The sequence below is a fragment of the Arthrobacter sp. StoSoilB20 genome (assembly GCF_019977295.1).
GTDB classification, from domain to species: domain Bacteria; phylum Actinomycetota; class Actinomycetes; order Actinomycetales; family Micrococcaceae; genus Arthrobacter; species Arthrobacter nicotinovorans_A.
Genome location: NZ_AP024651.1, coordinates 764,739 through 790,984, shown reverse-complemented (window position 1 = coordinate 790,984; position 26,246 = coordinate 764,739). Strand labels below are relative to the sequence as shown.

The following is a 26,246-nucleotide window of genomic DNA, read 5'->3' as shown; positions in this document are numbered from 1 at the left end:
TCTAGTAACCCTCTTGGAAGTGCAGAAAAGTAGGACTTACGAAAAAGAAATACAGATCCCGGACAAGCCGGCCGACGCAGCAACGGCGCAGCGGAGGCCGGCCCGGGCACCACATAGGAGATAAAAATGACCGCATCATTTGAACCCGCAGAGCAGTCCGCAGAGCAGCAGGCCGCAGCGCTGGAACTTGAATGGTCCGCCAACCCGCGTTGGGAAGGCGTCACCCGCGATTACTCGGCCACCGACGTCGTCCGCCTCCGCGGTCGCGTCTCCGAAGAGCACACCCTGGCCCGGCGCGGTTCGGAGAAGCTCTGGAAGCAGCTCACCGAAGAAGCACCCAACGGTGGCTACACCAACGCATTGGGCGCCCTGACCGGTAACCAGGCAGTGCAGCAGGTCAAAGCGGGTCTCCGCGCCATCTACCTCTCAGGCTGGCAGGTGGCCGCAGACGCCAACCTCTCGGGCCAGACCTACCCGGACCAGTCCCTGTACCCGGCCAACTCGGTCCCCCAGGTTGTCCGTCGCATCAACAACGCCCTGCTCCGCGCAGACCAGATCGAATATGCAGAGGGCGTCAAGACTGTTGAGGACTGGTTGGTCCCGATCGTCGCCGACGCCGAAGCCGGCTTCGGTGGCCCGCTGAACGCCTACGAACTCATGAAATCCATGATCACAGCCGGCGCCTCGGGCGTTCACTGGGAAGACCAGCTCGCATCTGAGAAAAAGTGCGGCCACCTCGGCGGCAAGGTCCTGATTCCCACCCAGCAGCACATCCGGACCCTGAACGCAGCCCGCCTGGCAGCCGATGTCGCCGACACCCCCACCGTGGTCATCGCCCGTACCGACGCCGAAGCAGCAACCCTGATCACCTCGGACGTTGACGAGCGCGACCAGGAATTCATCCTCCGCGAAGGTGGACAACCGGTTCGCACTGCTGAAGGCTTCTACAAGGTCCGCAACGGCATCGAACCCTGCATCGCCCGTGCCAAGGCCTACGCACCGTACTCCGACCTCATCTGGATGGAGACCGGAACCCCGGATCTGGAACTGGCACGCAAGTTCGCCGAATCGGTCAAAGCCGACTTCCCGGACCAGATGCTCTCCTACAACTGCTCCCCCTCCTTCAACTGGCGCAAGCACCTGGACGACACCACCATCGCCAAGTTCCAGCGCGAACTCGGTGCCATGGGCTTCACGTTCCAGTTCATCACCCTGGCCGGCTTCCACGCCCTGAACTACTCGATGTTTGATCTCGCCCACGGCTACGCCCGTGAAGGCATGAGCGCCTACGTCGAACTCCAGGAAAAGGAATTCGCCTCCGAGTCCCGCGGCTACACCGCCACCAAGCACCAACGCGAAGTCGGTACCGGCTACTTCGACGACATCGCCACCGCGCTCAACCCGAACGCATCCACCCTGGCCCTGGTGGGATCCACCGAAGAAGGCCAGTTCCACTAACCACTTCCGACGGCGCCTTGCCCTCGCTGGCCGCGGTTATCACCTCCGGCCTACGGACCGGCAACGCTCTGCCTGCTATCCCCAGATCCGCCCTTTGACCTCGTAGAACTCGGTCGAGGGCGGATATAGGGCCCCTTTACGCAGGCTGCCGCATTACCGGCCCTCCGGCCTCGTGCGGATCGCGCCTTCCGGACCATACCGACTGCCGGGTTGGGTGATCCGGAAGCGTGCGTAAAAGGGGCCCTGTCCCGGACGCCGGCCGAGCTCTGCGAGGCCAAGCGGGCGGGATGGGGAATAGCCCGCGGAGGATTACCCACTCCGGCACCCCAGGTGACCCCCAGCCCGACGCGGCACCGCCGTCGAACTTTTGCTTCTCATAGGAGAGATTGAAATGAACAGCTTCACTGACAACTTCACTATCAACGGCATCACCATCACCGCGCAGCCCATTTGCCGGCAGAACGAGGTCTTGACGCCGGACGCTCTTGAGTTCATTGGCAAGTTGCACCGGGCTACGGCTGATCGTCGTCAGGAGCTGATGCAGGCACGGCACGCCCGCCGCAACCAGATTTCCGGTGGCCAGGATCCCCGGTTCCGCCCCGAGACCGAGGGCATCCGGAATGACCCGTCGTGGCGTGTGGCTCCCCCGGCTCCAGGTTTGGAGGATCGTCGCGTGGAGATCACGGGTCCGGTGGATAAGAAGATGACCATCAACGCCCTGAACTCGGGGGCGAAGGTCTGGCTCGCTGACATGGAGGACTCCTCCACGCCGACGTGGCGGAACGTGATCCAGGGTCAGCTGAACCTCACCGACGCTTTGGAGCGCCGCATCGATTTCACCTCTCCTGAGGGCAAGGAGTACAAGCTCAAAGCTGCCGAGGACCTGCCCACCATTGTGGTTCGTCCGCGTGGCTGGCACTTGCCGGAGAAGCACATGCTCGTGGATGGCAAGCCGATCGCCGGAGGAATCGTGGACTTCGGTTTGTTCTTCTTCCACAACGCCCGCCGCCTGCTGGCCCAGGGCAAGGGACCGTACTTCTACCTGCCGAAGATCGAGAACCACCTCGAAGCCCGGCTGTGGAATGACATCTTCGTCCTGGCGCAGGATCTTTTGGGCATCCCGCAGGGCACCATCCGCGCCACCGTGCTGATCGAAACCATCACGGCGGCGTTCGAGATGGAGGAGATCCTGTACGAACTGCGTGACCATGCCGCGGGTTTGAACGCCGGCCGGTGGGACTACATCTTCTCCCTGATCAAGAATTTCCGTACCCGCGGACCCCGTTTTGTTCTCCCGGACCGCGGCCAGGTGACCATGACCCAGCCGTTCATGCGCGCATACACCGAGCAGCTGGTCAGGGCCTGCCACCGACGTGGTGCCATGGCTATTGGGGGCATGGCAGCAGCTGTTCCCAACCGGAAGGACGAGGCCGCCAACGCTGCTTCGTTCGAGAAGGTTCGTGCGGACAAGACCCGTGAGGCCAACGACGGCTTTGACGGCTCGTGGGTGGCCCACCCGGATCTGGTGCCGGTATGCCGGGAAGTTTTTGACTCAGTTCTCGGAAACCGCCCCAACCAGCTGGACCGTTCCCGCGAGGATGTCACTCCCGATGACCGCGCGCTGATCGACATCGCCAGCACCGAGGGAACCATCACCGAGGGCGGGGTTCGACTGAACATCGAGGTAGGCATCCGCTACATCGAGTCCTGGCTGCGGGGCAACGGGGCCGTGGCCATCCACAACCTCATGGAAGACGCCGCCACCGCGGAGATCTCCCGCTCCCAGCTGTGGCAGTGGATCCACGCCCACGCCATCACTGACCACGGCGACATCATCACCCGCGAATGGGTGGAGGACATGTTGGACGAGGAATACGCCCGGCTGGAACGCTTCGACGGAGACCGGTTCGCGGATGCCCGCGCCATCTTTGAAGAAGTCACCCTGGCCGAGGAATTTCCCACCTTCCTGACCATCCCCGCCTACGCACGTTTCCTCACCGAGGCCCGTGAAGAGGCCACGGAGGAGGAACTCGTCGCCGCCTAGGTCCAGTGACCTGAGGTAGCGACACCTATCAAGCCCCGACGCTGGGCTGCCTGCACTCTTCGCAACAAGTGACCCCGACCGCCGGGGAGGCAGCCCAGCAGCGGGGCTTACCCATGCCCAGCCCGCACTGACCCTGTTCCCGCCCGCACCACTTCGATGCCCCACTGCACACCATGCCGTGCGCACGGCACGTTCTGCAGGGAACCCCCGAATCGGCGAAGAAACCAGGGACCAGACGCCAGGGACCAGCCTCGGCTCAGACGGCCCGCTGCCCGCAGCTACCCACGAAGACGGGAACGCGGGGGCAGACCCACGGGACCACGAACCACCCGCCACCTCGATGCCCCGCTGCACACCATGCCCTGCGCACGGCACGTTCTGCAGGAAACCCCCGAATCGGCGAAGAAACCAGGGACCAGACGCCAGGGACCAGCCTCGGCTTAGACGGCCCGCTGCCCACAGCTACCCGCGAAGATGCGAACGCGAGGGGCAGACTCCACCACCGGACCAGGGACCAGCCTCGGCTCAGACGGCCCGCTGCCCACAGCTACCCGCGAAGATGCGAACGCGGGGGCAGACCCACGGGACCACGAACCACCCGCCACCTCGATGCCCCACTGCACACCATGCCGTACGCACGGCACACCCAGCAGGAAACCCCCGAATCGGGCACCAAAGGAGCAGGAAGCGCACGACGCCACCACGGGACCACGAACCACCCGCCACCTCGATGCCCCGCTGCACACCATGCCCTGCGCACGGCACGTTCTGCAGGAAACCCCCGAATCGGCGAAGAAACCAGGGACCAGATACCACGGACCAGCCTCGGCTCAGACGGCCCGCAGCCCACAGCTACCCACGAAGATGCGAACGCGAGGGCAGACTCCACCACGGGACCACGAACCACCCGCCACCTCGATGCCCCACTGCACACCATGCCGCGCGCACGGCACACCCAGCAGGGAACCCCCGAATCGGGCGTCAAGGAAGCAGGAAGCGCACGACGACGGCCCCCACGCGCGCAGCCGGCTCACCCACCTCGCGCAGACAGCCCACCGACCCGCACCCCTACCGCTGTCGGGCCACCCATCGCACGGACAACGTGGTGCACACGCAGAACATGAGCACCGAACCGAGGATCACGAGCAGCGGCACAGTCCAGCCGTCGGTCACACTGTGCACGAACCCAACAACCGTGGGTGCCAGCGCAGCGAAGCAGTAGCCCACCCCCTGCACCACGGCGGACATTTTCCCGGCTGCGGCCTGGGACTGGGCGAACTTGATGATGGCAATGAAAATCACCGTGATGCCGCCGCCCTGGGCAACTCCGCCCAGCGAAGACCACAGCCACCACCATGAAGGTGCCAGCAACAAACCAACGGGAACCGTCAGCCACAGCGCGCTCAAGGTGAACGCCACCGCCGTCGTACTGGCGAAACGGGCCAGGAGCGGCACGCCCAGGCCGCCCACAATGGCGAAGATCTGGAACAGCGAGGAGCCGGCACCGGCGTCGGCGGTGCCCATGGCGAGTTCATCGGACAGGAAACTGGGCAGCCAGGCGGTGACGCCGTAGTAGGAGAAGGCCTGCCCGGCGAAACCGAGGGTCAGGCCGACTGTCAGCCAGCGCACCCCCGCAACCGGTCCGGACAACGAGGCCGGTGGAGCGGGAACCGCACGGGGAACAAACGCCCGCCGCGCACCCACGGTTGGCACCCAAAAAAGGATCGCGGCCAACGCAAGCAGGGCACTGGCCGCAAGGGCAAGCCGCCAGCCCACCAGGTCAGCCAAGGGTGCGGTGACCACGGAGGTCAGGAATGATCCAATGTTGAGCGCAGCCGTATAGACGCCCATGGCCGTGGCCTGGCGCCGCGGGGCGAAGTCGCGCCGGATGATCAGCGGCACCGCGATGTTCCCGATGGTGATGGCCACGCCAATGACCACCGTGCCCACCATGACCGATGCCCCACCCCCACTGGAGCGGACCACCACTCCTGCCAGCACGCCAAGCAAGGTCAGCATCACGGCGAATTCGGCCCCGAACCGGCGCCCCGCCAGCGAAGCCAACGGAGAAGCGAGGGAGAAACACAGCACAGGAATGCCGGTCAGCAGGCCGAGTTCAACAGGCGAGAATCCAAGGTCCTGCTGCAGTGAATCGACCACGGGGGCCACCGCTACAAAGGGACCACGCATGTTCAGCGCTATGAGGCCGATGCACGCAAGAATCAGCCAACCGCGTGGAATTTTCGCGAGGAACTGGCTCACCGGATGGACCGATGCGGGGCAGGAAGCGTTTTCATCACTTTCATTGCTATCACGGCGCTACCCGCCAACGGGCATCGAGCAACCCTTAGCCCGCTGCTTGGAGCGTGGCCTCAATCACTGCCGGCGACAGGACATGCTGGGTGACCATCTGGCTGGCACCGAGGATGGCGGCGCGGTCACCGGCCATGGAAATACTGATGCGCAGGTGGGTGGTGGCCAGCGGCAAGGACCTCCGATAGACCACTTCGCGGATGCCGGCCACCAGGTGTTCACCGGCCTCCCCCACGCTGCCGCCGATGATGATCACGGACGGGTTCAGCAGGTTGACTACCGTGGCCAGTACGTCGCCGACATCGCGGCCGGCTTGCCTGAGCGCCTGGATCGCCTGCAGGTTGCCGTCGCCGACAAGTCGCAGGACATCGGCGCCGGTGGACGCTTCCAGCCCTTGGGACTGGAGGTGACGCGCGACGGCGGGCCCTGAGGCCAGCGCCTCAAGGCACCCATGGTTGCCGCATCGGCAGAGGACGTCGTCGCCGCGGGGGACGCGCACGTGCCCGAGGTCACCGGCTGTGCCGTTGGCTCCACGCTGCAGTTGACCGCTGCTGATGATCCCGGCACCGATCCCCGTGGCGACTTTGACGAACACGAAATTCCGATTGTCCGGCCAGTAGGCGGTGCGCTCGCCGAGGGCCATGATGTTGACGTCGTTGTCCACCAGGACAGGGACGTCGAGGGACTGCTGAACGTACGACACGACGTCGAATCCGTCCCAGCCCGGCATGATGGGCGGCTTCACGGGCCTCCCGGTATCGTGCTCCACGGGCCCCGGGAGTCCGATTCCGATGCCGGCGAGGTCGCCGGGTTCGCGCCCGGCTTCGGCCAGGAGTTCACGGCCGGCAGCTACCACCCGGCTGAGGACTGCGCCCGGCCCTTCGGCAACTTCCTGCGCCAAACGCCGCTCGGCGAGGACGCTGCCCCCGAGGTCGGTGACGGCGACAATCACGTGGGTGGCTCCGACGTCGACGGCCAGGACGACCCGCGCGGCGGGTTTGAACGCAAAGCGCGACGGCGGCCTGCCGCCACTGGAGGAGGCCTCACCTGCCGGGCCCACGAGGCCAGAAGCAATGAGGGCATCGATGCGGGAAGCCACCGTGGAGCGGGCAAGTCCGGTGGTTTCGGCGAGCTCGGCGCGGGTACGGGCTTTGCCGTCGCGGAGAAGCTGGAAGAGATTCCCGGCCCGCGAGAGATTACCGGCTTCTGGCGCGGAGCTGTTTCCGGCGTCAGATCCGGCAGTCGTAGTCATCCAATTAGTGAAGCATGATTGCTTATGCATGTCACCCAGTGGAAGTTTGTCGGAATTATCGTAACTTTTGCTGGACGCTCGGCAAAAGTCCCTCTAGGCTGAAATGAGTGCATGACCAGCCCATTCATGGGTGGAATCGGTGGCTCCCTGATAGGGCGCTCACTAGACTGGCGCCAAGTCCCTGATCTGCCGGAAATACCCACTCCCGAAAAGGAACCCGAATGTCTTACTCACTTCAGCTGTACACCCTCCGCGATGCCATCGGGGAGGACCTGCCGGGAACCATCAAGAAGGTGGCCGAGATCGGCTTCACGCAGGTGGAGCCGTATAACTTCGTGGCCACGGCCAAGGAGCTCGGCGCGGCGTTGAAGGAGAACGGCCTGACCGCGCCGTCCGGACACGCCCCGCTGCTGTCCCAGGACCAGGACGAGATCTTCGCCGCAGCCAAGGAACTGGGCATCACCACGGTGATCGATCCGTTCCTTCCGGCAGAGCACTGGCAGTCCGCCGAGGACATCCAGGCCACCGCCGCCAAGCTCAATGCTGCAGCGAAGAAGGGTGCCGGGTACGGCATCCGCGTCGGCTACCACAACCACGCCTGGGAGCTGGAGTCCACCATTGAGGGCAAGACCGCCCTGGAATACTTCGAGGGTCTGCTGGATCCGGAACTGGTCCTGGAAGTCGACACCTACTGGGTTGCCGTGGGAGGCCAGGACCCCGTGGAGCTCCTGGCCCGCTTGGGCGACCGCGTGAAACTCATCCACATCAAGGACGGCCCGGCCACCACCGACACCAAGGCCCAGCAGCCCGCCGGACAGGGCAGCATCCCTGTCCTGGACGTGATCGCCGCAGCGAAGTCCCTGGAGGTAGGAGTGGTGGAGTTCGATGACTACTCCGGCGATATCTTCGAAGGCATCACCCAGAGCCTGGCCTACCTGACCGCCGCGGCCAGCGCCGACGCGGCCGGCAAAGACCCAGCCAGCGCCGACGCAGCAAGCACAGAAGCAGCAGAAGGAGCGCAGGCATGAGCTACGCACCGTCAACCCGCAAAGGCCCCGTAGGGGTTGCCGTCATCGGTGCGGGCAACATCTCCAAGCAGTACCTGGACAACCTCACGGTCTTCCCGGACCTGAAAGTCCTGGTCATCGCGGACCTCTTTGTCGAGGCCGCCGAAGCCCGTGCCAAGGAATACGGGATCGCCGAATTCGGTACGCCCGAGCTGGCACTGAACCATCCCGACGTCGAACTCATCGTGAACCTGACCATCCCGGCAGCCCACGTCGAGGTGGCCACCGCCGCGGTCAGCGCCGGCAAGCATGTGTGGACGGAGAAGCCCTTCTCCCTGGACCGCGAATCCGGCCTGGGCCTACTCAAAGCCGCCGACGCCGCCGGCATCCGCCTGGGCACCGCACCGGACACGTTCCTCGGCGCCGGGCTGCAAACCGCACGCCGCATCATCGAACGCGGGGACATCGGCACCCCGCTGACCGGCATGACCACGTTCCAGACCCCCGGCCCGGAATCCTGGCACCCGAACCCGGCCTTCCTGTTCCAGCACGGCGCCGGTCCCCTGTTCGACATGGGCCCGTACTACCTCACCGCACTGATCCAGACCTTCGGCTCCATCCGCAAGGTGGCCGCCGTCGGGTCCTCCGCCAAAGCAACCCGCATCATCGGTTCCGGGCCCAAGGCCGGCGAGGAATTCGCCGTCGAGGTCCCCACGCACGTCTCCGCGATGGCACAGTTCGAAGGCGGCCAATCCAGCCACAGCGTCTTCTCCTTCGAATCCCCGCGCCAACGCATGGGCTTCGTCGAAATCACCGGCTCCGAAGCAACCCTGTCCCTACCGGACCCGAACTACTTCGACGGCGACCTGAAACTCTGGCGGGCAGGTGCGGAAGAACCCGAAATCATCCCTGCAACCGGACCAGCCAACGGCCGCGGCCTGGGCGTGCTGGACATGGCCCGCGCTCTCCGCACAGGCACGGCCCACCGCGCCACAGGTGACCTCGCCTACCACGTGCTGGACAGCATGGTCTCCATCACCGAGTCCGTGGAATCAGGCACCTTCGTGGACGTCACCAGCAACGCTCCCGTCTCGGCCGCCCTCCCCGAGGACTGGGCGCCCGAAACGGCGACCCTCTAGAGGCGGGGAACACTATGACTACCTGTGGAAACACGCCGCTGGGTGTTGCGGCAATCGGCTACGCGTTCATGGGCAAGGCCCACTCGAACGCGTGGCGGAACGTCGCCAGTTTCTTCGATGTCCCGGCCTTCGAGCAGAAAGTGCTTGTTGGCCGGGACGCCGACGCCGTTGCTGAAGCGGCCGCCAAGTACGGCTGGGCAGAATCGGCAACCGACTGGCGGTCGGTGATCGAACGGGACGACATCCACATCATCGACATCTGCGCACCGGGCTGGATGCACGCCGAAATCGCCATCGCGGCGTTGGAAGCCGGCAAGCACGTGCTCGTGGAGAAGCCGCTGGCCAACACTTTGGGTGAAGCCGAGTTGATGACCGCAGCCGCCGCGAAGGCCCGGTCCCGCGGTGTTCAGTCCATGATCGGCTTCAACTACCGGCGGGTTCCGGCCTTGGCGTTGGCACGCGAACTCATTTCCGAAGGCCGCCTCGGCACCATCCGCCACATCCGCGCCGCTTATCTGCAGGATTGGTTGACCGACCCCGAATCCCCTATGAGCTGGCGCCTCCGCAAGGAAACCGCGGGCTCCGGAGCCTTGGGCGACATCGCCTCGCATGCCATCGACCAGATTCTCTACCTTCTGGGTGATGACGTCACGGAGGTTTCGGGCCGCCTGCGCACCTTCGTGGACCAGCGCCCCGGCGCAGAAGGTCCAGAGGATGTCACGGTCGACGACGCCGCCTGGGTCAACCTCTCGCTCGCCTCCGGGGCAATCGCTTCGGTGGAAGCCTCCCGGGTAGCGACGGGCCAAAAGAACTCCCTCCGGCTCGAAATCTACGGTTCGCTCGGTGCGCTGACCTTTGACCTCGAGAACCTGAACGAACTGAACTTCCTGGACACCACAGTGCCCGTCCGCGAACAGGGTTTCCGGCGGATCCTGGTCAACGAACCCGAGCACCCGTACTTGGGCGCGTGGTGGCCTCAGGGACACATCATCGGCTGGGAGCACACGTTCACGCATCAGATCCGGGACTTCCTCACCGCGATCGCGGCCGGCGAGTCGCCGTCGCCGTCGTTTGAAGAGGGCCTGAACGTCCAGCACATCCTGGCCGCTGTGGAAGAGTCCGCAGCCGCAAACAGCTCACTGATCCAGCTCAACGCATCCGTTCTTGAAGGAGCCTGACATGCCCCGCCCGTATACCCTGTTCACCGGCCAGTGGGCCGACCTCCCGTTCGAGGAAGTCGCACGGCTGGCTTCCGGCTGGGGATATGACGGCCTGGAAATCGCCGTCTCCGGAGACCATTTGGACGCCTGGCGTTGGGATGAGCCCGGCTACGTCGAATCCAAGCTCGCCGTCCTGGAGAAGTACAACCTGAAGGTTTGGGCCATTTCCAACCACCTCAAGGGCCAGGCAGTTTGCGATGACCCCATCGACTTCCGCCATGAAGCCATTGTTGGTTCCAAGGTGTGGGGCGACGGCGATCCTGAAGGCGTCCGCCAGCGCGCCGCCGAGGAAATGAAGCACACGGCCCGCCTCGCCAAAGCGCTCGGGGTGGATACCGTCGTCGGGTTCACCGGTTCCTCCATCTGGCAGTACGTCGCCATGTTCCCGCCGGTACCGGAAAAGGTCATCGACGCCGGTTACCAGGACTTCGCCGACCGCTGGAACCCCATCCTGGATGTCTTCGACGAATGCGGTGTCCGCTTCGCCCACGAAGTCCACCCCTCCGAAATCGCCTACGACTACTGGACCACCGTCCGGACCCTCGAAGCGATCGGCCATCGTCCTGCGTTCGGCTTGAACTGGGATCCTTCCCACTTTATGTGGCAGGGCATCGACCCCGTGTCCTTCATCTGGGACTTCAAGGACCGGATTTACCATGTGGACTGCAAGGACACCAAGCTCCGCCCCACCGGCCGCAACACCGTGATGGGTTCCCACCTGCCGTGGGGCGATCCCCGACGCGGCTGGGACTTCGTCTCCGCAGGACGCGGCGACGTTCCGTGGGAATCGTCCTTCCGGGCCCTCACCGCCATCGGCTACGACGGCCCTATCTCCATAGAATGGGAGGACGCAGGAATGGACCGGCTCCACGGGGCCCCCGAAGCCCTGGCCGCACTGAAGAAGTTCGATTTCCCGGCGTCGCAAACCTCCTTCGACGCCGCGTTCAGCAGCAAGGACTAGACACGTGACCCTCAGCAACGGCACCTCCGACGGCACCATCCGCTGGGGCATCCTCGGCACGGGATTCATTGCCGGGCTCCAGGCCAAAGATTTGAAGGAGAACGGTTTCACGGTCCAAGCCGTGGGGTCGCGCTCGTTGGAGTCGAGTGGATCGTTTGCTGGGGAGTACGGCGTGGCCACCGCTCACGGCAGCTATGAGGACCTGGTCGCCGACCCCATGGTTGACGTTGTGTACGTGGCCACGCCACACCCGTTCCACCACGCGAATGCCCTGCTGGCCTTGAACGCCGGCAAACACGTACTGGTGGAGAAGTCGTTCACCATGAACGCCCGCGAGGCACAGGAGATCGTTGACCTGGCCGAGTCCAAGGGGCTGGTGGTCCTGGAAGCGATGTGGACCAGGTTCCTTCCCCACATGATCCGCATCCGTGAGATCATCGCGGCCGGAACCATTGGTGAAGTGCGCAAGGTGGTGGCCACCCACAACCAAAGCCTCCCCAAGGACCCCGCCCACCGGCTGAATGATCCGGCACTGGGCGGCGGCGCACTGCTGGACCTGGGCATCTACCCCATCTCCTTTGCCTTCGACATCCTGGGTACGCCGGGGTCGATCAAGGCCAGCGCCTCGATGTCTGCCACAGGCGTTGACCGCCAAACGGCGGCCGTCTTTGAGTACCCCAACGGTGCCCAGGCGATTGTCGATTGCGAACTCGACGCCGCCAGCGCCAACCGTGCCATGGTGATCGGAACCGACGGGTGGATCGACATTGAACACACTTGGTACAACCCGGTGCCCTTCACGGTTTTCGCCGTCGATGGCACCGTTGTGGAGCGTTACGAGCAACCGGTCAGCAGCCGGGGCATGCAGTACCAGGCTGCAGAGTTGGAGCGCCTGATCCGGGTCGGTTCCACTGCGGGCACCATCCTGCCGCCGGGTGAAACCGTGGCCATCATGGCGGCCATGGACGAAATCCGTCAGCAGATTGGGCTCCGCTACGCCGCTGACTCCGAAGAAGCTGACTCTAAAGAAGCAGGCTCTGAAGGAGGCCCACAATGACTGACTCCCCGCGCATCGCCGAGCTGAAGCAGCAGGAGGAAGAGTTGGTTTTCGCTTCCTTCGACCACCACGACGCCTGGCGTTTGGGCTCCTTGATCGCGAACCATGCGATCTCGTCAGGGTTTGGCGTGGCGATCGATATCCGCCGGCACAACCTCATGCTCTTTCGGTGTGTCCTTCCCGGCGCCACGGCGGACCAGGAAGAGTGGATCCGCCGGAAATCCGCGTCCGTACTGAGGTTCGAGCACAGCACGGCCTTGTTGTCCGAGGAGTTCTCGGTCCGCGGGCACAGCCCACTGGGCGGCGGTTGGCTAGCCCACGAGGACTACACATTGGCCGGAGGTTCTTTTCCCGTCCGTGTTCGTGGGGCCGGCGTGGTCGGGGCCATCACCGTGTCCGGGCTGAGCTCTGACGAGGACCACCAGATGGTGGTGGACGGGATCCGGAACTACCTGAAGACCGTGGGGGTCCAGGCCTAGGGACTTTTACTTGACAGTTCAAGCTTCTGCATCTATATTTAGTTGTAGCTTCAACAAACAACCCCAGCAGAGCAGACTCCATGAAAAATTTCCTCGCCCGCATCCTCGGAAAGAAGACTCCCATGACCAACATGACCATCATCGGTAACGGCAACATGGCACGTGGCATCGCCACCCGCGCTCTCGCAGGCGGCCTCACTGTGGAGATTCTCGGACAGGACCCCATCAAGGCCCAGGAACTGGCCGCTGAATTGGGCGCCCGCGTCACCTCCGGTACCACTGCAGCGGCTCCGCAAGGAGACATCGTGGTTCTCGCGGTTCCTTTCGACGCCGCCAAGTCCATCGTCTCCACCTACGGCGAAGCCCTTGCCGGCAAGACGATTGTTGACATCACCAACCCGGTGAACTTCGAGACGTTCGATTCCCTCGTGGTAGAGCCCGGGACGTCGGCCGCCGAGGAAATCGCCCAGCTCGCCCCGTCCGGCTCCCACGTCGTGAAGGCTTTCAACACCACGTTCGCCGGCACCCTGGTTGCCGGTGAGTCCGGGGGCAAGCCGCTGGACGTGTTCATCGCGGGCGATGACGACGCAGCAACGGCCGCCGTCAGCGGCTTGGTCAGCGCGGGCGGCATGCGTCCCCTGGTGGTCGGACCCCTGAAGCGGGCTCGTGAACTTGAGGGCTTCCAGTTCGTCCTGATGACCATGCAAGCCAACCCGGCCTTCGAGGACTTCAACTGGGACACCGGCCTCCTGGTCACCAAGTAACGCGCGCCTGGAAGCACCCAAAGACAACTGAAGCGGACGACGCCGGGTTCCCACCCGGCGTCGTCCGCTTCAGTCGTTTTGTTGTCACCAACAGCTCACCGCCCCTTCAGGACGTATCGCCTTTCAGGACGCCCGACGCCGTACTTGAGCCTGACTTCCAGCGCACCTTCGTCGTGGAGGTACTCAAGGTAGCGCCTGGCACTGACGCGCGAGGTGCCTAGTTGCTCTGCGAGCTCAGCGGCTGAGAGGTCACCGGGCGCTGATTTCAGCGCCGATTCCACCAGTTCCAGTGTCTCCACGCTGCACCCCTTGGGCAGGGTCCGCTCGGAAATGCCCAGCCCGAAGACGCGGTTCACATCCGATTGCTCCGCCTCTACCTTGGACGCATCCAGGCCTTGGTAGGCGCTGAGGTAGTGCTGCAACCGTTCCTGCAGGTCGGACTGCGAAAACGGCTTGATCAGGTAGTGGACGATTCCGCCGCGCAGCGCTTTGCGCACGGTTTCCACCTCCCGGGCGGCGCTGATGACCAGAACGTCCAGGTCCGGAGCGACGTCGCGCAGTTGGTGCATGAGTTCCAACCCGTTGATATCGGGCAAATGGATGTCCAGCAGCACCAAGTCAGGCTGGAGCCGCCGGGTTTCGATCAGTGCCTGGGCGCCCGTGTGGGCAACCCCTACCACTCCGAAGCCGGGTGTCCGTTGAATGAATCCGGCGTGGACCTTGGCCACCATGAAGTCGTCATCGACAATCAGTACCTTGATCACGGCTGCGTTGCCCCTTTGTTGGAATTCCTGTCTTTCGTGGCTGGACCGGTCGTGCCTGGACCGGTTGCGCCGGCCTTGCCTGGACCCGTGTTGCCTGGGTCGGTCCTGCCTGAGACGGCCGGGCCCGGATCCGCCTTCCTGAACCGCGCCGTGAACACAGCCCCGTTGTCGTTGGAGAAGGTCAGCCCGCCTCCGGAGCGCCGGCAGATCACGCGCGACAACGCCAACCCAAAGCCCCTTGCATCACCGGGCCCGGGGTCTTTGGTGGAAAAACCCTGCCGGAAGATGTCCTCCGTTGCCCCGGAAGGGACTCCAGGCCCGTTGTCGCGGACGGTGACCGTCACGCCGTCGTGCGAGTCGACCACCAGCACCCGGACCAAGGCCCCGGCGCGGCCGGTCACGGCGTCGAACGCGTTGTCCACCAGGTTGCCCACCACGGTGGTGACGTCACGGGACAATTCCTCATCCACGCGAGGCAGGGCGGACTGCGGATCCAACTGCAGCTCAACGCCGCGTTCGGCGGCGAGGCTGGCTTTGGCGATGAGGAGGGCGGCGAGCGCCGGGTCTTCGATGCGGCTGGTGACGTCGTCGCTGAGCCGGGTGCGGTCCACGGTGGCGCCGTTGACGAACTGCACCACGGAATCGTATTCGCCAATTTGGATGAGGCCCGAAATGACGTGGAGTTGGTTGGCGAACTCGTGTGCTTGGGCCCGCAAGGTGTCCGTGACAGTGCGGGTGGCGCCGAGTTCGCTTTCCAACGAGGACAGCTCCGTCCGGTCCCTCAGTGTTGTCACGGAGCCAATGTCCCGTCCGTGGGAGTGCAGTGCCACCCTGTTCATGACCACCAGCCGTTCCCCGACAAGTACCAGTTGGTCCGGGTCTGATTGTTCGCGGGTGAGGACGGTTTTCAACGCCGGGTCCACGTGAAGGGAACGGAGTTTCTTTCCGACGCAGTCGGCGGGCAACCCCAGCAGTTGGCGGGCGCTCTGGTTCGCCACGGTGATCCGTTCGTGGGGGTCCAGGGCCACCACGCCTTCCTTCAAGCCCTGCAGCATTGCTTCCCTGTTTTCAACCAGGCCCGTGATTTCGCGCGGTTCCATACCCAGGGTCTGCCGTTTGACGCGCCGCGACAACAGCAGGGAGCCGGCCACTCCAAGGATGCTGGCCACACCAAGGTAAGTGAGGAGGTTTGGGACGGCATCGCCCAGTCTTTCCAACGTGGAGGGGTAATTGCGGCTGATGGAAGCGATGCCGATCATGTTTCCGGAATCGTCAATGACCGGCACGTGGGCCGAAAGGACTGCCCCGTTGCTGCCGTTGAGGACTCCGGTCCAAGCCCGTCCTTCCATGACCCTGCTCTCCCCCAGCGGCAAGGGCCGGCCGATCAGTCCCGGATCCGAGGCCGTGATCACGGTTCCGTCCAGTTTTGCGAGCGCAACGTGCGCTGAACCGGAGACCGTCCTGACCGATTCGGCCACGGCGGGCAGCGCCGATCCGCCGCGTGGTTCGGCGGTGGGCAGCAGCGCACGCACGGTGGGGTTGTTCCCCAGAGCCTCTGCTGCGGACAATGCCCGCCGGCCTTCGGTCCGTTCGAAGGCGGCGGCCGACTGGGCCAGGGAGATCGCTACCACTGCCACCAGAACGGCCAGGACAATGAGCAACTGCAACACCAGGTATTGCCCGGCCAGGGACATGCCTCTTCTTCGAGACAGTCGGGTCAGTCGAGTCACTGCTGAATCCTTTGATGGCGCCGGAGTAAGGAGTGGTCCGGGGTTGCTCCGCTTGGCGTATCGGAACTATACCCCAGAGCTCCACGGGGCCTTCGAAGACCGTGAACGCAATGAACTTAAAGATCACTGCGAACACAAGAGTGATAGCCGTCACGTGCGGACCTAGCATCAAATCAACGGGGCACAACGCTGATTGCCCTGCACCGAATTTTCGATGATGAGAAGAGGAACACCATGCGCCAGATCCGCGCATTGCGAATCGCCGCCGTCGCCGCCGGCATCGCCCTGATGGCCACCGGCTGCGGTGCCACAGGTAAGAGCTCCACCGGTACTGAAAGCTCCGGCGCTGCTGCCGGACCGATCACCGGCCTGCAGATCATGGTCCCGAATACTCCCGGTGGCGGTTATGACACCACCGCCCGGGCCGCGGCCAAGGTCCTGGACGATGAGAAGATCGCCAACAACACCGAGGTGTTCAACCTTGCCGGTGCAGGCGGCACAGTGGGCCTGGCCCGTGTGGTGAATGAAAAGGGCAATGGCGACCTCACTATGCTCATGGGCCTGGGCGTTGTGGGTGCCAGCTACACCAACAAGTCCCAGTCCAAGCTGACGGACACCACTCCTTTGGCCAAGCTGATTGAAGAGCCCGGCGCCATCATGGTCAGCAAGGACTCCCCTTACAAGACCATTGATGATCTGGTGAAGGCATGGAAGGCCGATCCCGCTTCCATCTCCGTTGGCGGCGGCTCCTCCCCCGGCGGCCCGGACCACCTTCTGCCGATGCAGTTGGCAGGTGCTGTGGGCATTGACGCCACCAAGGTCAACTTTGTCTCCTACGACGGCGGCGGCGATCTCCTTCCCGCCATCCTGGGCAACAAGCTCGGCTTTGCAGCCTCGGGTGCCGGCGAGTACCTGGAGCAGATCAAGTCCGGAGAAGTCCGAGTCCTTGCCACCAGCGGCGAGAAGCGGCTTGAAGGCGTGGATGCCCCGACGCTCAAGGAATCCAACATTGACCTGGTGTTCAGCAACTGGCGCGGCGTTGTGGCCCCTCCGGGCATCAGCGATGCCGACAAGCAGTCCCTGATTGCCGCACTCGAGAAGATGCACGAGTCTGCCGGCTGGAAGGAAGCACTGAAGACCCACAGCTGGACCGATGCCTTTGTCACCGGCGATGAGTTCAAGACCTTCCTGACCGACCAGGACAAGCGGGTGGCGGACGTCCTCACCAAGCTTGGTTTGGCGTGAGCTCTCCAGCAACAGGCTTGAAAGGCCGCGCCGAGCTGGGGGTAGCCCTCCTGCTCGGCGTGGTTGGGGTCCTCGTCTTCCTGGACGCCAACGGCCTGGTAACCCCGTACTCGAAATCGGACCCCGTGGGTCCAAAGACTGTCCCGTTCATTGTTGCCGGGATTCTCCTGATCTGCGCTGTGATGCTGGCCATCAACGTCCTCCGTGGCGGCAAAGGTGAAGCCGAAGAAGGCGAGGATGTGGACCTGACCCACCCTGCGGACTGGAAAACCATCCTTCCGCTGGCCGGCGCCTTCCTGTTGAACATCCTGCTCATCGACTGGGCCGGCTGGGTCATCTCCGGCACCATCCTGTTCTGGGGCAGCGTCCTTGCCTTGGGCAGCCGCCGGTACATCCGCGACGGAATCATCTCCGTGGCTCTTTCCCTGCTCACCTTCTACGGCTTCTACCTCGGCCTGGGCATTGCTTTGCCGGCCGGGCTCCTGGAAGGAATCCTCTGATGGACGTCTGGTCCTCCTTGATGGACGGTTTCTCCACCGCCCTGACCCCCTTGAACCTCATGTACGCCATGATCGGCGTCATCCTGGGCACCGCCGTCGGTGTCCTTCCGGGACTCGGCCCGGCCATGACCGTGGCTTTGCTGCTGCCGGTCACCTATGCCCTTGAACCCACCAGCGCCTTCATCATGTTCGCCGGTATCTACTACGGCGGCATGTACGGCGGCTCCACTACCTCCATCCTGCTGAACACTCCCGGGGAATCGTCGTCGGTGGTCACTGCCATCGAGGGCAACAAGATGGCCAAGGCGGGTCGCGCCGCCCAGGCACTTGCGACGGCGGCCATCGGCTCGTTCGTGGCGGGCACCATCGGCACCACCCTCCTTGCGGTCTGTGCGCCGATCGTTGTGAAGTTCGCCGTCAGCCTGGGCTCCCCCAGCTATTTCGCCATCATGATGCTGGCCTTGCTGGCCGTCACTGCCGTACTGGGCAAGTCACGGCTGCGCGGCTTTGCCTCCTTGGGCCTTGGCCTGGCTATCGGCTTGGTGGGCCTCGATTCCGTGACGGGTCAAAGCCGCCTCACGTTCGGCATTCCGCTGCTCTCTGACGGACTGGACATTGTGGTGGTGGCCGTGGCCATCTTCGCCGTGGGCGAGGCACTCTGGGTCGCCGCCCACTTGCGTCGTACCCCGTTGCACATCATTCCGGTTGGCCGTCCTTGGATGGGCAAGAAGGACTGGCAGCGTTCCTGGAAGCCGTGGCTTCGCGGCACAGTGTTTGGGTTCCCGTTTGGGGCTTTGCCCGCGGGCGGCGCCGAGATCCCCACCTTCCTCTCCTACGTCACGGAAAAGCGCCTCAGCAAGCACCCCGAAGAATTCGGACACGGCGCAATTGAGGGTGTAGCCGGGCCGGAAGCTGCCAACAACGCAGCGGCGGCAGGCACTCTCACCCCCATGCTGGCGCTCGGCCTGCCCACCAACGCAACGGCCGCCGTCATGCTTGCAGCGTTCACGTCCTACGGCATTCAGCCCGGACCGCAGCTGTTTTCCAGTCAGGGACCCCTGGTGTGGGCTTTGATTGCCAGCCTCTTCATTGGCAATCTCCTGCTCCTGCTGATCAACCTGCCGCTGGCACCCCTGTGGGCCAAGCTCCTGCAGCTCCCCCGCCCGTACCTGTACGCAGGCATCCTGTTCTTCGCCACCCTGGGCGCCTACTCGGTGAACCTGCAGGCGTTCGACCTGGTGATCCTGCTGGTCCTCGGTGCACTTGGTTTCATGATGCGGCGGTTCGGCCTCCCCGTCTTGCCGCTCATCCTGGGCGTCATTCTTGGCCCCCGTTTGGAAGGCCAGCTGCGCAAGACACTGCAGCTCAGTGCCGGAGACCCGGCCGGGCTCTTCAGTGAGCCGATCGCAATCGGAATCTACGTCATCATCGCGATCATCCTGGCCTGGCCGCTGGTCCTCAAGCTCATCCGCCGGAACCGCCCTGCAGCAGTTTTCGCAGGACCGTCCGAGCAGTTCGCAGGACCACCTGAGCAGGCAGCTCCCGTGGAAACAGCAACGGCTGCACCCATCGAACCGACAACAACAACCCACCGGAACCAGGAGAAACCATGACCATCGTGGTGGGATACGTCCCCACGCCGGAAGGCGAAGCGGCATTGACGCAAGCCATCGCCGAGGCCAAGAAAAGCAACGACACCCTGCTGGTCATCAACTCCTCCAAGGGCGACGCCCTGGTGGATAACCGGTACGCCCAGGAACCGGAGATCCAGAGCATCGAGGACCGGCTGGCGGAGCATGGCATCCAGCACATCATCAAGCAGCCCATCCGCGGCCATGATGCGGCGGCCGAGGTACTGGACGCAGCCGAAGAGCACGACGCCGGGCTGATTGTCATCGGTCTTCGCCGCCGCAGCCCGGTGGGCAAGCTCATCATGGGCAGCGTGTCCCAGCGGATCCTGCTGGAGGCGGACTGCCCGGTCCTGGCGGTCAAAGCCGACTAGGAGTTTTCACACAGCCAATGCCCTTAGGATTCCTTCTTAGGGGCATTTGCTGTGTAAAAAATCCAAGGGGGACCCACGTGACTGAAACCATCCGTACCGCAACAACGCACGACGCCGGGAAGCTGGCTGAGCTTGCGGCCGTCACCTTCCCGCTGGCGTGCCCGCCCGGCTCGTCCCCGGCGGATATCCAGGCCCACCTGGAAAAGACGCTGAGCGAAGCCAACTTCAAGGACTACCTGACCGACGCCAACATCACCATCCTGGTTCTCGATAACGACGGTCAGCTCACTGGGTACACCATGCTGATTGCCAAGCCGGCAAGCGACCCCGATGTCGCCGCAGTGCTTTCCGCGCTCCCTTCCACGGAGCTGAGCAAGTGCTACGTCCACCCCGACCATCATGGCAAGGGTGCAGCAACCCAGCTCATCAAGGCCTCACTGGCCCACGCCGCGGACAGGGGCGCAGCCGGTGTGTGGCTGGGCGTCAACAGCGAGAACGCGAAAGCAATCCGCTTTTACGAGAAGAGCGGCTTCCAACGGGTGGGCACCAAGTCATTCAAGCTCGGCAACACCGTGGAACACGACTACGTGATGGAACACCGGCTCTGAAAATCAGCTAGCCGAACATCTCCCCCGTCAACGGCGGTCTGGGATCTGACCGCAGCTCGAGCCCTGGCGGCAGCCCGGTCACCGTCCCGGAAGAACCGGCGGCCTGAACGGTAATCCGGGAGTTCCCCAGCAGCACGTTGTCGGCACGGAAGGACCCATAGGCGTCGGGCAGAATCGGGGCCAGGTGCAGCACGTTCCTGGTGAAGTCGGGATCGAACCGCAACAGGATCCGGGCCAGTTGTACCGGCGCCGCAGCCGCCCACGCTTGGGGGGAACACGCCGTCGGATACGGGACCGGCTTGGAAAAGTCTCCCCGGTCGAAGCCGCAGAAGAGTTCGGGGAGCTGACCGCCGAAGTGTTCGGCGGCGTCGAACAATCCGCTGGCAACCCGGCTGGCTTCCTTTACGAAGCCGTATCGCATGAGTCCGGTGGCGGCGAGCGCGGTGTCGTGGGGCCAGACGGAGCCGTTGTGGTAGCTGACGGGGTTGTATGCGCCCATGTCCGATCCCAACGTGCGGATGCCCCAGCCGGTGAACATCTCCGGGGACATCAGTCGCTCGGCCACCAGCGGCGCCTTGTCTTCGTCCACGATGCCCACCCACAGGCAGTGCCCCATGTTGGAGGTGCACGAGTCCACGGGCTTTTTGTCCTTGTCCAGCGCCAGCGCAAAATAGCCGCGGTCCGGGAGCCAGAAGGCCTCGTTGAAGGCCTCTTTCAGCGTTTCGGCCCTGTCCGCGCAACGGCGTTCGACGGCGGTGTCCCCGGCCGCCCGGGCCAGCAGCGAGCGGCCCACGTAGGCCGCGTAGGCGTAGGCCTGGACCTCGCAGAGGGCTATGGGCGTCTCAGCCATGCGGCCGTCGGCGAAGTTGATGCCGTCCCAGGAGTCCTTCCAGCCCTGGTTGACGAGTCCGTGCTCGTTGGGCCGTTGGTATTCGATGAAGCCGTCGCCGTCGCGGTCTCCGTACTGTTCCATCCATTCGATGGCGCGGTCGGCGTGCGGCAGGAGTGAGTCGATGATGTCCGCGCCAAGTCCCCACCTGCTCAGTTCGCCCAGCGTGGAGACGAACAGGGGTGTGGCGTCCGCGGTCCCGTAGTAGGCGGTGCCGCCCAGGGACAAACCGGCAGTAACTCCGAGCCTGACTTCGTGGGGCATGCGGCCGGGCTCTTCCTCGGAGTCCACATCCACTTTGCTGCCTTGCAGGGCCGCGAGTGTTTGCAAGGTTCCGGCGGCCAGCCGTGGGTCCACCATGAGGGACATGTAGGAGGACAACAGCGAATCGCGCCCGAACAGTGCCATGAACCAGGGCGCCCCGGCTGCCACAGCTACGCGGTCGGGGTGGGCGGGATCGAAGATGCGCAGGGAGCCCAGATCACGTTGACTCCGTTCCAGGACCTCTTCCACGTTGGTGTCTGTCACCGAGATCCGGGGGACGTGTTCTTCCCACGCAATGTGGCGGCGGACCCCTGGGGTGTGGTGGAGCGGTGTGGTTTCGGTGAAGGGATCAGTTGGCCCTTCACCGTTCACCAGTGGAAGAGCGATCACGCTGGTGGACCACTGGCTGCGCGCAGGGATGCTGACGTGGAACCGCAAACCATCCTCGGACACCGCGGCGCCGGAAGCCCTGAAGGCTACTCCCCGTCGCTGTCCGCTGGAGTGCAGGGAATCGATGTGAAGTTCATGGCCGTGGACGTTCCTGGTGGGCGCCCCGGCTTTGTTGGTCCGGCCACCCTTGACGTCGAAAAGGTCCGCCAGGTCGGCGTCGAGCAGCAGTTCAACCTCGCAGGGGGCGTCCTGTCCGGAGTAGTTCCTGATGGTGATGTCGTCCCGCAGGCCCGCGCCCACGTTCCGTTGGTGCTGCACCACCAGTGGGCTGTCGAACCGGCCGTCCGCAGAGCAGGCCCGGCCCACGTATTCGGCTTGGAAGGCTGTGGGATTCCGGGCCACCAGCGGTTCCCTGAGCGCGCCGTTGATCCGCAGGATCCAGCGCGAGACGATCCTCGTGTCCTGATAATAGGAACCCTGGGAGCCGCCCCCGTGGATATCGCCCGAGTGCGAGGAAATACAGAAGGATGAACCTTCGACGACGGTAACGGCACCGAGCTCTGACGCTCCGGCTTCGGTGTCTTCGTTCCAAGCGGTCATGTCTGATTCTCTTGCAACAGGCTCCCGTCCGGAAGTGCCTTTTCCTTGAATTCTTCGATGACTCTGGCGTAGAGGTCCAGGTGGTCCGCTGCCATTCGTTGTGCGCTGAAGGACTCTTTCACTGATCGCCGGCAGGCATCCCGGCTGAGGAACGGAACCCGTTCAACACAGGCCGCCAACTCGCGGGGGGACCCCACAAAGCCCGTGATCCCATGCCGGACAATTTCGGGGGCGGCACCCATCGGCGTTGCCAGGACAGGGGTTCCGGTGGCGAGTGCTTCGATCATCACCAGCCCAAAGGGTTCATGCCACTGGATGGGGTTGATCAGGGCGAGCGCATCTCCCATCAGCTCAAATTTCTCCGGATCCGAGAGCTCTCCCAGGAACTCCTCCTGATGACCCAGGGCCGGCCGCACCACGTCACGGAAGTACTCTTGCTCGTCCTTGGCGTGCATCTTTGCCGCGATCTTCAGGGGGACTCCGGCTTCCCGGGCAACGGCCACCGCTTCCAGGAGTCCTTTGTCCGGGCACATGCGGCCCACAAAGCAGGCATATCCCCCGGCGCCGCGGCCGACGCCCACTGCGGACAGGTCGATCCCGTGGTGGATGACGGCAGTGACCGGAACGTCCCGGGTCCTGCTGCATTGATCGTGGGAGATCGCAATGATGGCCGTGTCCTGTGCCATGGCCCGGTAGAGCGGTGTATACACGGGCGATAACGGCCCGTGAATGGTCGTAACCACGGGAATACCAGGTGGCCGGTGGGCATAGAGCGGTCCGGCCAAAGTGTGGTCATGGATGATGTCCACCTCCTGCATCCCTGCATAGGCCCGGATGACGTGCCCAAGTTCGCTGAAGGTGTGTCCCAGTTCCTCCGGGGCTGAGGGGCCAAAGCCGGGTACCTGGGGCACAGGGCAGGTGCTGTCCGAGGCGGTTGCCAGCAGGACATCGTGTCCCGCGTCCGCCAACGCCCGCGCGAGGGCATCAACTACGCGCTCTGTTCCGCCATATTTTTCCGGTGGCACGGTAAACCACGGTCCAACAATGAGTCCGATGCGCATGCTGGAGCCTCCGCGCAAAAACCCCCAGTCCAAGGGCTGGCTTCATAACCCATTCCAAGAGTATGAGGGCTGCGCCCGGACGGCAACGGGTGAGCAAAATAACAGCCGTGTAAGGAATGCTCAGCCGGCCCAACGGGTTGACCAAAGCATGAAGATTGAGATCTGGTCAGACGTCGCGTGTCCGTGGTGCTACATCGGCAAGCGCCGTTTTGAGACTGCGCTGGCACAGTTCCCGCACCGCGATTCCGTGGACATCGAGTGGAAGAGCTACCAGCTGGATCCTTCCCTGCCCGAGCATTATGACGGCACGGAGCTGGACTACCTGAGCAAGCGCAAGGGCATGGCCCCGGAGCAGGTCAAGCAGATGTTCGCCCATGTCACCGAGACCGCCAAGGCTGAGGGCCTGGACTACCACTTCGACAAGGTGGTGGTGGCCAACAGCTTCACCGCCCACCGCCTGATCCACCTTGCCGCTACCCATGGCCGCCAGGATGCCGCAAAGGAGCAGTTGCTCAGCGACCACTTTGAGCACGGCAAGGACATCGGCAACCAGGAGTACCTCACGGAACTCGGCGCCGCCCTTGAGCTGCCCGCCGATGAGGTTGCCGCGCTTTTCACCTCCGACAGGTTCGCCGAAGAGGTCACCCAGGACATCAACGAGGCCCGCGCCATCGGCGTCACCGGTGTTCCGTTCTTCGTCATCGACCGCAAGTACGGCATCTCCGGCGCCCAGCCCGCCGACCTCTTCAGCCAGGCGTTGAACCAGGCATGGCAGGAAGCAAACCCGCTGATCCCCGTGGGCGCCTTGGACGCCGAGGCCTGCGGCCCGGACGGCTGCGCGATCTAGCCGGCCAGCCGCCGTCGTGCGTTAGCCCAACCAGGTAACAGCAAACGTCGCTATGAGTGCTCATAGCGACGTTTGCTGTCTCTCAGTTGGGTACGGGGCTAGCCTTTCACCACGTCAAGCTCGACGACGGCCCAGGACAGTGCGGGCAGCGTCAGGCGGAGTTCGGACCCGGTGGCCTTCACTCCTTCCAGGGCCGTCAGGCCAACACGGTCCTGCTGATCCTGGGAATTGATGGTCAGGCGGTCGCCGCCCTCAGGAATTTCGAGGACTTCGGCGCGGAGCACCTGCCGGGCGTCGAAACCGCGCAGGGCCACCTCGACGTCGGCCGCTTCTTCCAGGCCGCGGTTCGCGAAGAAGAGTGCCACGCGGCCCGTTTCCTCATTCCACGTAGCGCTGACATCCACCAGGTCCGTGTCGCCGAACCGTGCATTCGAGTATTTGTCCGAGTCCACGGACAGCCGCAGGATTTGGCCCTTGGCGAGTTCGGCCATGCGTGCGAACGGGTGGAAGATGGTCTGCTTCCACGCCGGGCCGTTTTCCTCAGAGAGGATCGGCGCGATCACGTTGACCAACTGCGCCTGGTTCGCGATCTTCACGCGGTCTCCGTGCCGGAGCAGCGAGTTCAGCAGCGTCCCCACCACCACGGCATCAGTGACGTTGTACTTGTCCTCGATCACGCGCGGGTGCTCACGCCAACCGGCCTTGATCACGTTATGCGGCTGGTCCTCGGTGTCCAGTCCGCGCTGGTACCAAACGTTCCACTCATCGAAGGACAGGTTGATGTGCTTCTTGTGCTTGCCCTTTGCCCGCACTGCGTCCGCGGTGGCGATCACGGACTCGATGAAGTAGTCGGTGTCGACGGCGGAAGCCAGGAAGCTGCCGACGTCGCCGTCGTGTTCCTGGTAGTAGGCGTGGAGGGAGACGTAGTCCACCTCCTCGTAGGTGTGGGTGAGGACGGTCTGCTCCCAGGCGCCGAACGTCGGCATTCCGGAGTTGGAGCTGCCACAGGCCACCAGCTCAAGGGAGGGGTCCACAAAGCGCATGGCCTTGGCGGCTTCCTGCGCCAGACGGCCGTACTCGTCTGCGGTTTTGTGGCCGATCTGCCAGGGCCCGTCCATCTCGTTGCCCAGGCACCACAGCTTGATGTCGAACGGGTCCTTGTGGCCGTTTTTGGCGCGGAGATCGGACCAGTAGCTGCCACCGGGGTGGTTGGCGTACTCCACGATCTCCCGGGCAGCCTCCACTCCCCTGGTGCCCAGGTTGATGGCTTCCATGATTTCGGTGCCGGCCTGCTTGGACCAGTCCACAAACTCGTGCAGGCCAAAGGCATTGGTTTCAACGGTGTGCCAGGCACCGTCGAGCCGGCGCGGCCTGGTGTCGCGGGGACCGATCCCGTCTTCCCAGTTGTAGCCCGAGACGAAGTTGCCGCCGGGGTACCGGATGACGGTGGCGCCCAGTTCCTTGACGAGTTTCAGGACGTCCTGGCGGAAGCCGTTCTCGTCGGCTTCGGGGTGCCCGGGTTCGTAGATGCCGGTGTAGACGCAGCGGCCCATGTGCTCCACGAAGGAGCCGAAGAGTCGTCGGGGTACCTCGCCAATGGTGAAGTCGCGGTCGAGGGTGATGCGTGCGCGGGACATGGATCTCCTTGGTTG

At 64.1% G+C, this 26,246-nt stretch carries 22 protein-coding genes; 15 read left to right on the top strand and 7 right to left on the bottom strand.

The window, feature by feature from the left end:
- The first annotated feature begins 126 nt into the window (after nt 1-126).
- Together aceA and aceB are read left to right on the top strand one after the other, a co-directional pair.
- Complete coding sequence (gene aceA, locus LDN85_RS03745) at nt 127-1,458, top strand: isocitrate lyase (protein ID WP_026547611.1); 1,332 nt, start codon at nt 127-129, stop codon at nt 1,456-1,458.
- Between the two features lie 391 nt (nt 1,459-1,849).
- Entirely contained in the window at nt 1,850-3,502 is a 1,653-nt protein-coding gene (gene aceB / locus LDN85_RS03740; protein WP_223944630.1) for a malate synthase A, read from the top strand.
- A gap of 1,068 nt (nt 3,503-4,570) precedes the next feature.
- Here aceB and LDN85_RS03735 read toward each other — a convergent pair.
- The gene (locus LDN85_RS03735; protein WP_026541866.1) at nt 4,571-5,764 is read right to left on the bottom strand and encodes an MFS transporter; all 1,194 of its coding nucleotides are present in this window, start codon (nt 5,762-5,764) and stop codon (nt 4,571-4,573) included.
- 85 nt (nt 5,765-5,849) lie between these two features.
- The gene (locus LDN85_RS03730) at nt 5,850-7,067 is read right to left on the bottom strand and encodes an ROK family transcriptional regulator (RefSeq protein WP_026541865.1); all 1,218 of its coding nucleotides are present in this window, start codon (nt 7,065-7,067) and stop codon (nt 5,850-5,852) included.
- A 221-nt stretch (nt 7,068-7,288) separates the two neighbouring features.
- On the opposite strand from LDN85_RS03730, the gene LDN85_RS03725 reads away from it, so the two are divergent.
- The 7 genes from LDN85_RS03725 to LDN85_RS03695 all read left to right on the top strand — a co-directional run bounded on the left by LDN85_RS03725 (nt 7,289) and on the right by LDN85_RS03695 (nt 13,694).
- On the top strand, nt 7,289-8,095 hold the full coding sequence (locus LDN85_RS03725) for a sugar phosphate isomerase/epimerase (RefSeq protein ID WP_026541864.1): 807 nt from the start codon (nt 7,289-7,291) through the stop codon (nt 8,093-8,095).
- Complete coding sequence (locus LDN85_RS03720; RefSeq protein WP_223944629.1) at nt 8,092-9,213, top strand: Gfo/Idh/MocA family oxidoreductase; 1,122 nt, start codon at nt 8,092-8,094, stop codon at nt 9,211-9,213. Before LDN85_RS03725 ends, LDN85_RS03720 begins: the two co-directional genes overlap by 4 nt.
- A gap of 14 nt (nt 9,214-9,227) precedes the next feature.
- Nucleotides 9,228-10,391, top strand: a complete 1,164-nt coding sequence (locus LDN85_RS03715) for a Gfo/Idh/MocA family oxidoreductase (protein ID WP_223944628.1) — start codon at nt 9,228-9,230, stop codon at nt 10,389-10,391.
- Nucleotide 10,392: 1 nt separating this feature from the next.
- Nucleotides 10,393-11,394 (top strand): sugar phosphate isomerase/epimerase family protein, encoded by a 1,002-nt coding sequence (locus LDN85_RS03710; protein ID WP_223944627.1) that lies wholly within the window; start codon nt 10,393-10,395, stop codon nt 11,392-11,394.
- A gap of 4 nt (nt 11,395-11,398) precedes the next feature.
- A complete protein-coding gene (locus LDN85_RS03705) occupies nt 11,399-12,451 on the top strand; it encodes a Gfo/Idh/MocA family oxidoreductase (RefSeq protein ID WP_223944626.1) in 1,053 nt (350 codons plus the stop codon).
- Complete coding sequence (locus LDN85_RS03700; protein ID WP_223944625.1) at nt 12,448-12,930, top strand: heme-degrading domain-containing protein; 483 nt, start codon at nt 12,448-12,450, stop codon at nt 12,928-12,930. The genes LDN85_RS03705 and LDN85_RS03700 overlap by 4 nt, the downstream gene beginning before the upstream one ends.
- 80 nt (nt 12,931-13,010) lie before the next feature.
- Complete coding sequence (locus tag LDN85_RS03695) at nt 13,011-13,694, top strand: NAD(P)-binding domain-containing protein (RefSeq protein ID WP_223944624.1); 684 nt, start codon at nt 13,011-13,013, stop codon at nt 13,692-13,694.
- Nucleotides 13,695-13,789: 95 nt separating this feature from the next.
- Here the strand turns inward: LDN85_RS03695 and LDN85_RS03690 are convergent, their stop codons facing one another.
- Both LDN85_RS03690 and LDN85_RS03685 read right to left on the bottom strand, forming a co-directional pair.
- Nucleotides 13,790-14,458, bottom strand: a complete 669-nt coding sequence (locus LDN85_RS03690) for a response regulator (protein ID WP_026541857.1) — start codon at nt 14,456-14,458, stop codon at nt 13,790-13,792.
- Nucleotides 14,455-16,152, bottom strand: coding sequence for a sensor histidine kinase (locus LDN85_RS03685; RefSeq protein WP_223945416.1), 1,698 nt, complete (start codon nt 16,150-16,152; stop codon nt 14,455-14,457). The genes LDN85_RS03690 and LDN85_RS03685 overlap by 4 nt, the downstream gene beginning before the upstream one ends.
- Nucleotides 16,153-16,422: 270 nt before the next feature.
- On the opposite strand from LDN85_RS03685, the gene LDN85_RS03680 reads away from it, so the two are divergent.
- From LDN85_RS03680 to LDN85_RS03660, 5 genes are all read left to right on the top strand, one after another.
- Nucleotides 16,423-17,433, top strand: coding sequence for a tripartite tricarboxylate transporter substrate-binding protein (locus tag LDN85_RS03680; protein ID WP_026541856.1), 1,011 nt, complete (start codon nt 16,423-16,425; stop codon nt 17,431-17,433).
- Nucleotides 17,430-17,933: a tripartite tricarboxylate transporter TctB family protein gene (locus LDN85_RS03675; RefSeq protein WP_026541855.1), complete on the top strand. Its 504-nt coding sequence runs from the start codon at nt 17,430-17,432 to the stop codon at nt 17,931-17,933. Before LDN85_RS03680 ends, LDN85_RS03675 begins: the two co-directional genes overlap by 4 nt.
- Entirely contained in the window at nt 17,933-19,546 is a 1,614-nt protein-coding gene (locus tag LDN85_RS03670) for a tripartite tricarboxylate transporter permease (RefSeq protein ID WP_223944623.1), read from the top strand. Before LDN85_RS03675 ends, LDN85_RS03670 begins: the two co-directional genes overlap by 1 nt.
- A complete protein-coding gene (locus LDN85_RS03665; protein WP_026541853.1) occupies nt 19,543-19,935 on the top strand; it encodes a universal stress protein in 393 nt (130 codons plus the stop codon). The genes LDN85_RS03670 and LDN85_RS03665 overlap by 4 nt, the downstream gene beginning before the upstream one ends.
- Before the next feature lie 77 nt (nt 19,936-20,012).
- Nucleotides 20,013-20,543: a GNAT family N-acetyltransferase gene (locus LDN85_RS03660; protein ID WP_223944622.1), complete on the top strand. Its 531-nt coding sequence runs from the start codon at nt 20,013-20,015 to the stop codon at nt 20,541-20,543.
- Nucleotides 20,544-20,550: 7 nt separating this feature from the next.
- On the opposite strand, the gene LDN85_RS03655 is transcribed toward LDN85_RS03660, so the two are convergent.
- Together LDN85_RS03655 and LDN85_RS03650 are read right to left on the bottom strand one after the other, a co-directional pair.
- On the bottom strand, nt 20,551-22,686 hold the full coding sequence (locus tag LDN85_RS03655; protein WP_223944621.1) for a glycogen debranching N-terminal domain-containing protein: 2,136 nt from the start codon (nt 22,684-22,686) through the stop codon (nt 20,551-20,553).
- On the bottom strand, nt 22,683-23,747 hold the full coding sequence (locus tag LDN85_RS03650; protein WP_223944620.1) for a glycosyltransferase family 4 protein: 1,065 nt from the start codon (nt 23,745-23,747) through the stop codon (nt 22,683-22,685). The genes LDN85_RS03655 and LDN85_RS03650 overlap by 4 nt, the downstream gene beginning before the upstream one ends.
- Before the next feature lie 148 nt (nt 23,748-23,895).
- Here LDN85_RS03650 and LDN85_RS03645 point away from each other — a divergent pair, with 148 nt between their 5' ends.
- Nucleotides 23,896-24,594 (top strand): DsbA family oxidoreductase, encoded by a 699-nt coding sequence (locus LDN85_RS03645; RefSeq protein ID WP_223944619.1) that lies wholly within the window; start codon nt 23,896-23,898, stop codon nt 24,592-24,594.
- 98 nt (nt 24,595-24,692) lie between these two features.
- Here LDN85_RS03645 and LDN85_RS03640 read toward each other — a convergent pair whose 3' ends face one another.
- Nucleotides 24,693-26,231, bottom strand: coding sequence for an alpha-N-arabinofuranosidase (locus LDN85_RS03640; protein ID WP_223944618.1), 1,539 nt, complete (start codon nt 26,229-26,231; stop codon nt 24,693-24,695).
- Nucleotides 26,232-26,246: the final 15 nt, after the last annotated feature.

Coding starts and splice junctions, on each gene's coding strand:
- aceA (WP_026547611.1), top strand. CDS start 127: ATGACCGCATCATTTGAACCCGCAGAGCAGTCCGCAGAGCAGCAGGCC.
- aceB (WP_223944630.1), top strand. CDS start 1,850: ATGAACAGCTTCACTGACAACTTCACTATCAACGGCATCACCATCACC.
- LDN85_RS03730 (WP_026541865.1), bottom strand. CDS start 7,067: ATGACTACGACTGCCGGATCTGACGCCGGAAACAGCTCCGCGCCAGAA.
- LDN85_RS03725 (WP_026541864.1), top strand. CDS start 7,289: ATGTCTTACTCACTTCAGCTGTACACCCTCCGCGATGCCATCGGGGAG.
- LDN85_RS03720 (WP_223944629.1), top strand. CDS start 8,092: ATGAGCTACGCACCGTCAACCCGCAAAGGCCCCGTAGGGGTTGCCGTC.
- LDN85_RS03715 (WP_223944628.1), top strand. CDS start 9,228: ATGACTACCTGTGGAAACACGCCGCTGGGTGTTGCGGCAATCGGCTAC.
- LDN85_RS03710 (WP_223944627.1), top strand. CDS start 10,393: ATGCCCCGCCCGTATACCCTGTTCACCGGCCAGTGGGCCGACCTCCCG.
- LDN85_RS03700 (WP_223944625.1), top strand. CDS start 12,448: ATGACTGACTCCCCGCGCATCGCCGAGCTGAAGCAGCAGGAGGAAGAG.
- LDN85_RS03695 (WP_223944624.1), top strand. CDS start 13,011: ATGAAAAATTTCCTCGCCCGCATCCTCGGAAAGAAGACTCCCATGACC.
- LDN85_RS03685 (WP_223945416.1), bottom strand. CDS start 16,152: ATGTCCCTGGCCGGGCAATACCTGGTGTTGCAGTTGCTCATTGTCCTG.
- LDN85_RS03680 (WP_026541856.1), top strand. CDS start 16,423: ATGCGCCAGATCCGCGCATTGCGAATCGCCGCCGTCGCCGCCGGCATC.
- LDN85_RS03670 (WP_223944623.1), top strand. CDS start 17,933: ATGGACGTCTGGTCCTCCTTGATGGACGGTTTCTCCACCGCCCTGACC.
- LDN85_RS03665 (WP_026541853.1), top strand. CDS start 19,543: ATGACCATCGTGGTGGGATACGTCCCCACGCCGGAAGGCGAAGCGGCA.
- LDN85_RS03655 (WP_223944621.1), bottom strand. CDS start 22,686: ATGACCGCTTGGAACGAAGACACCGAAGCCGGAGCGTCAGAGCTCGGT.
- LDN85_RS03650 (WP_223944620.1), bottom strand. CDS start 23,747: ATGCGCATCGGACTCATTGTTGGACCGTGGTTTACCGTGCCACCGGAA.
- LDN85_RS03645 (WP_223944619.1), top strand. CDS start 23,896: ATGAAGATTGAGATCTGGTCAGACGTCGCGTGTCCGTGGTGCTACATC.
- LDN85_RS03640 (WP_223944618.1), bottom strand. CDS start 26,231: ATGTCCCGCGCACGCATCACCCTCGACCGCGACTTCACCATTGGCGAG.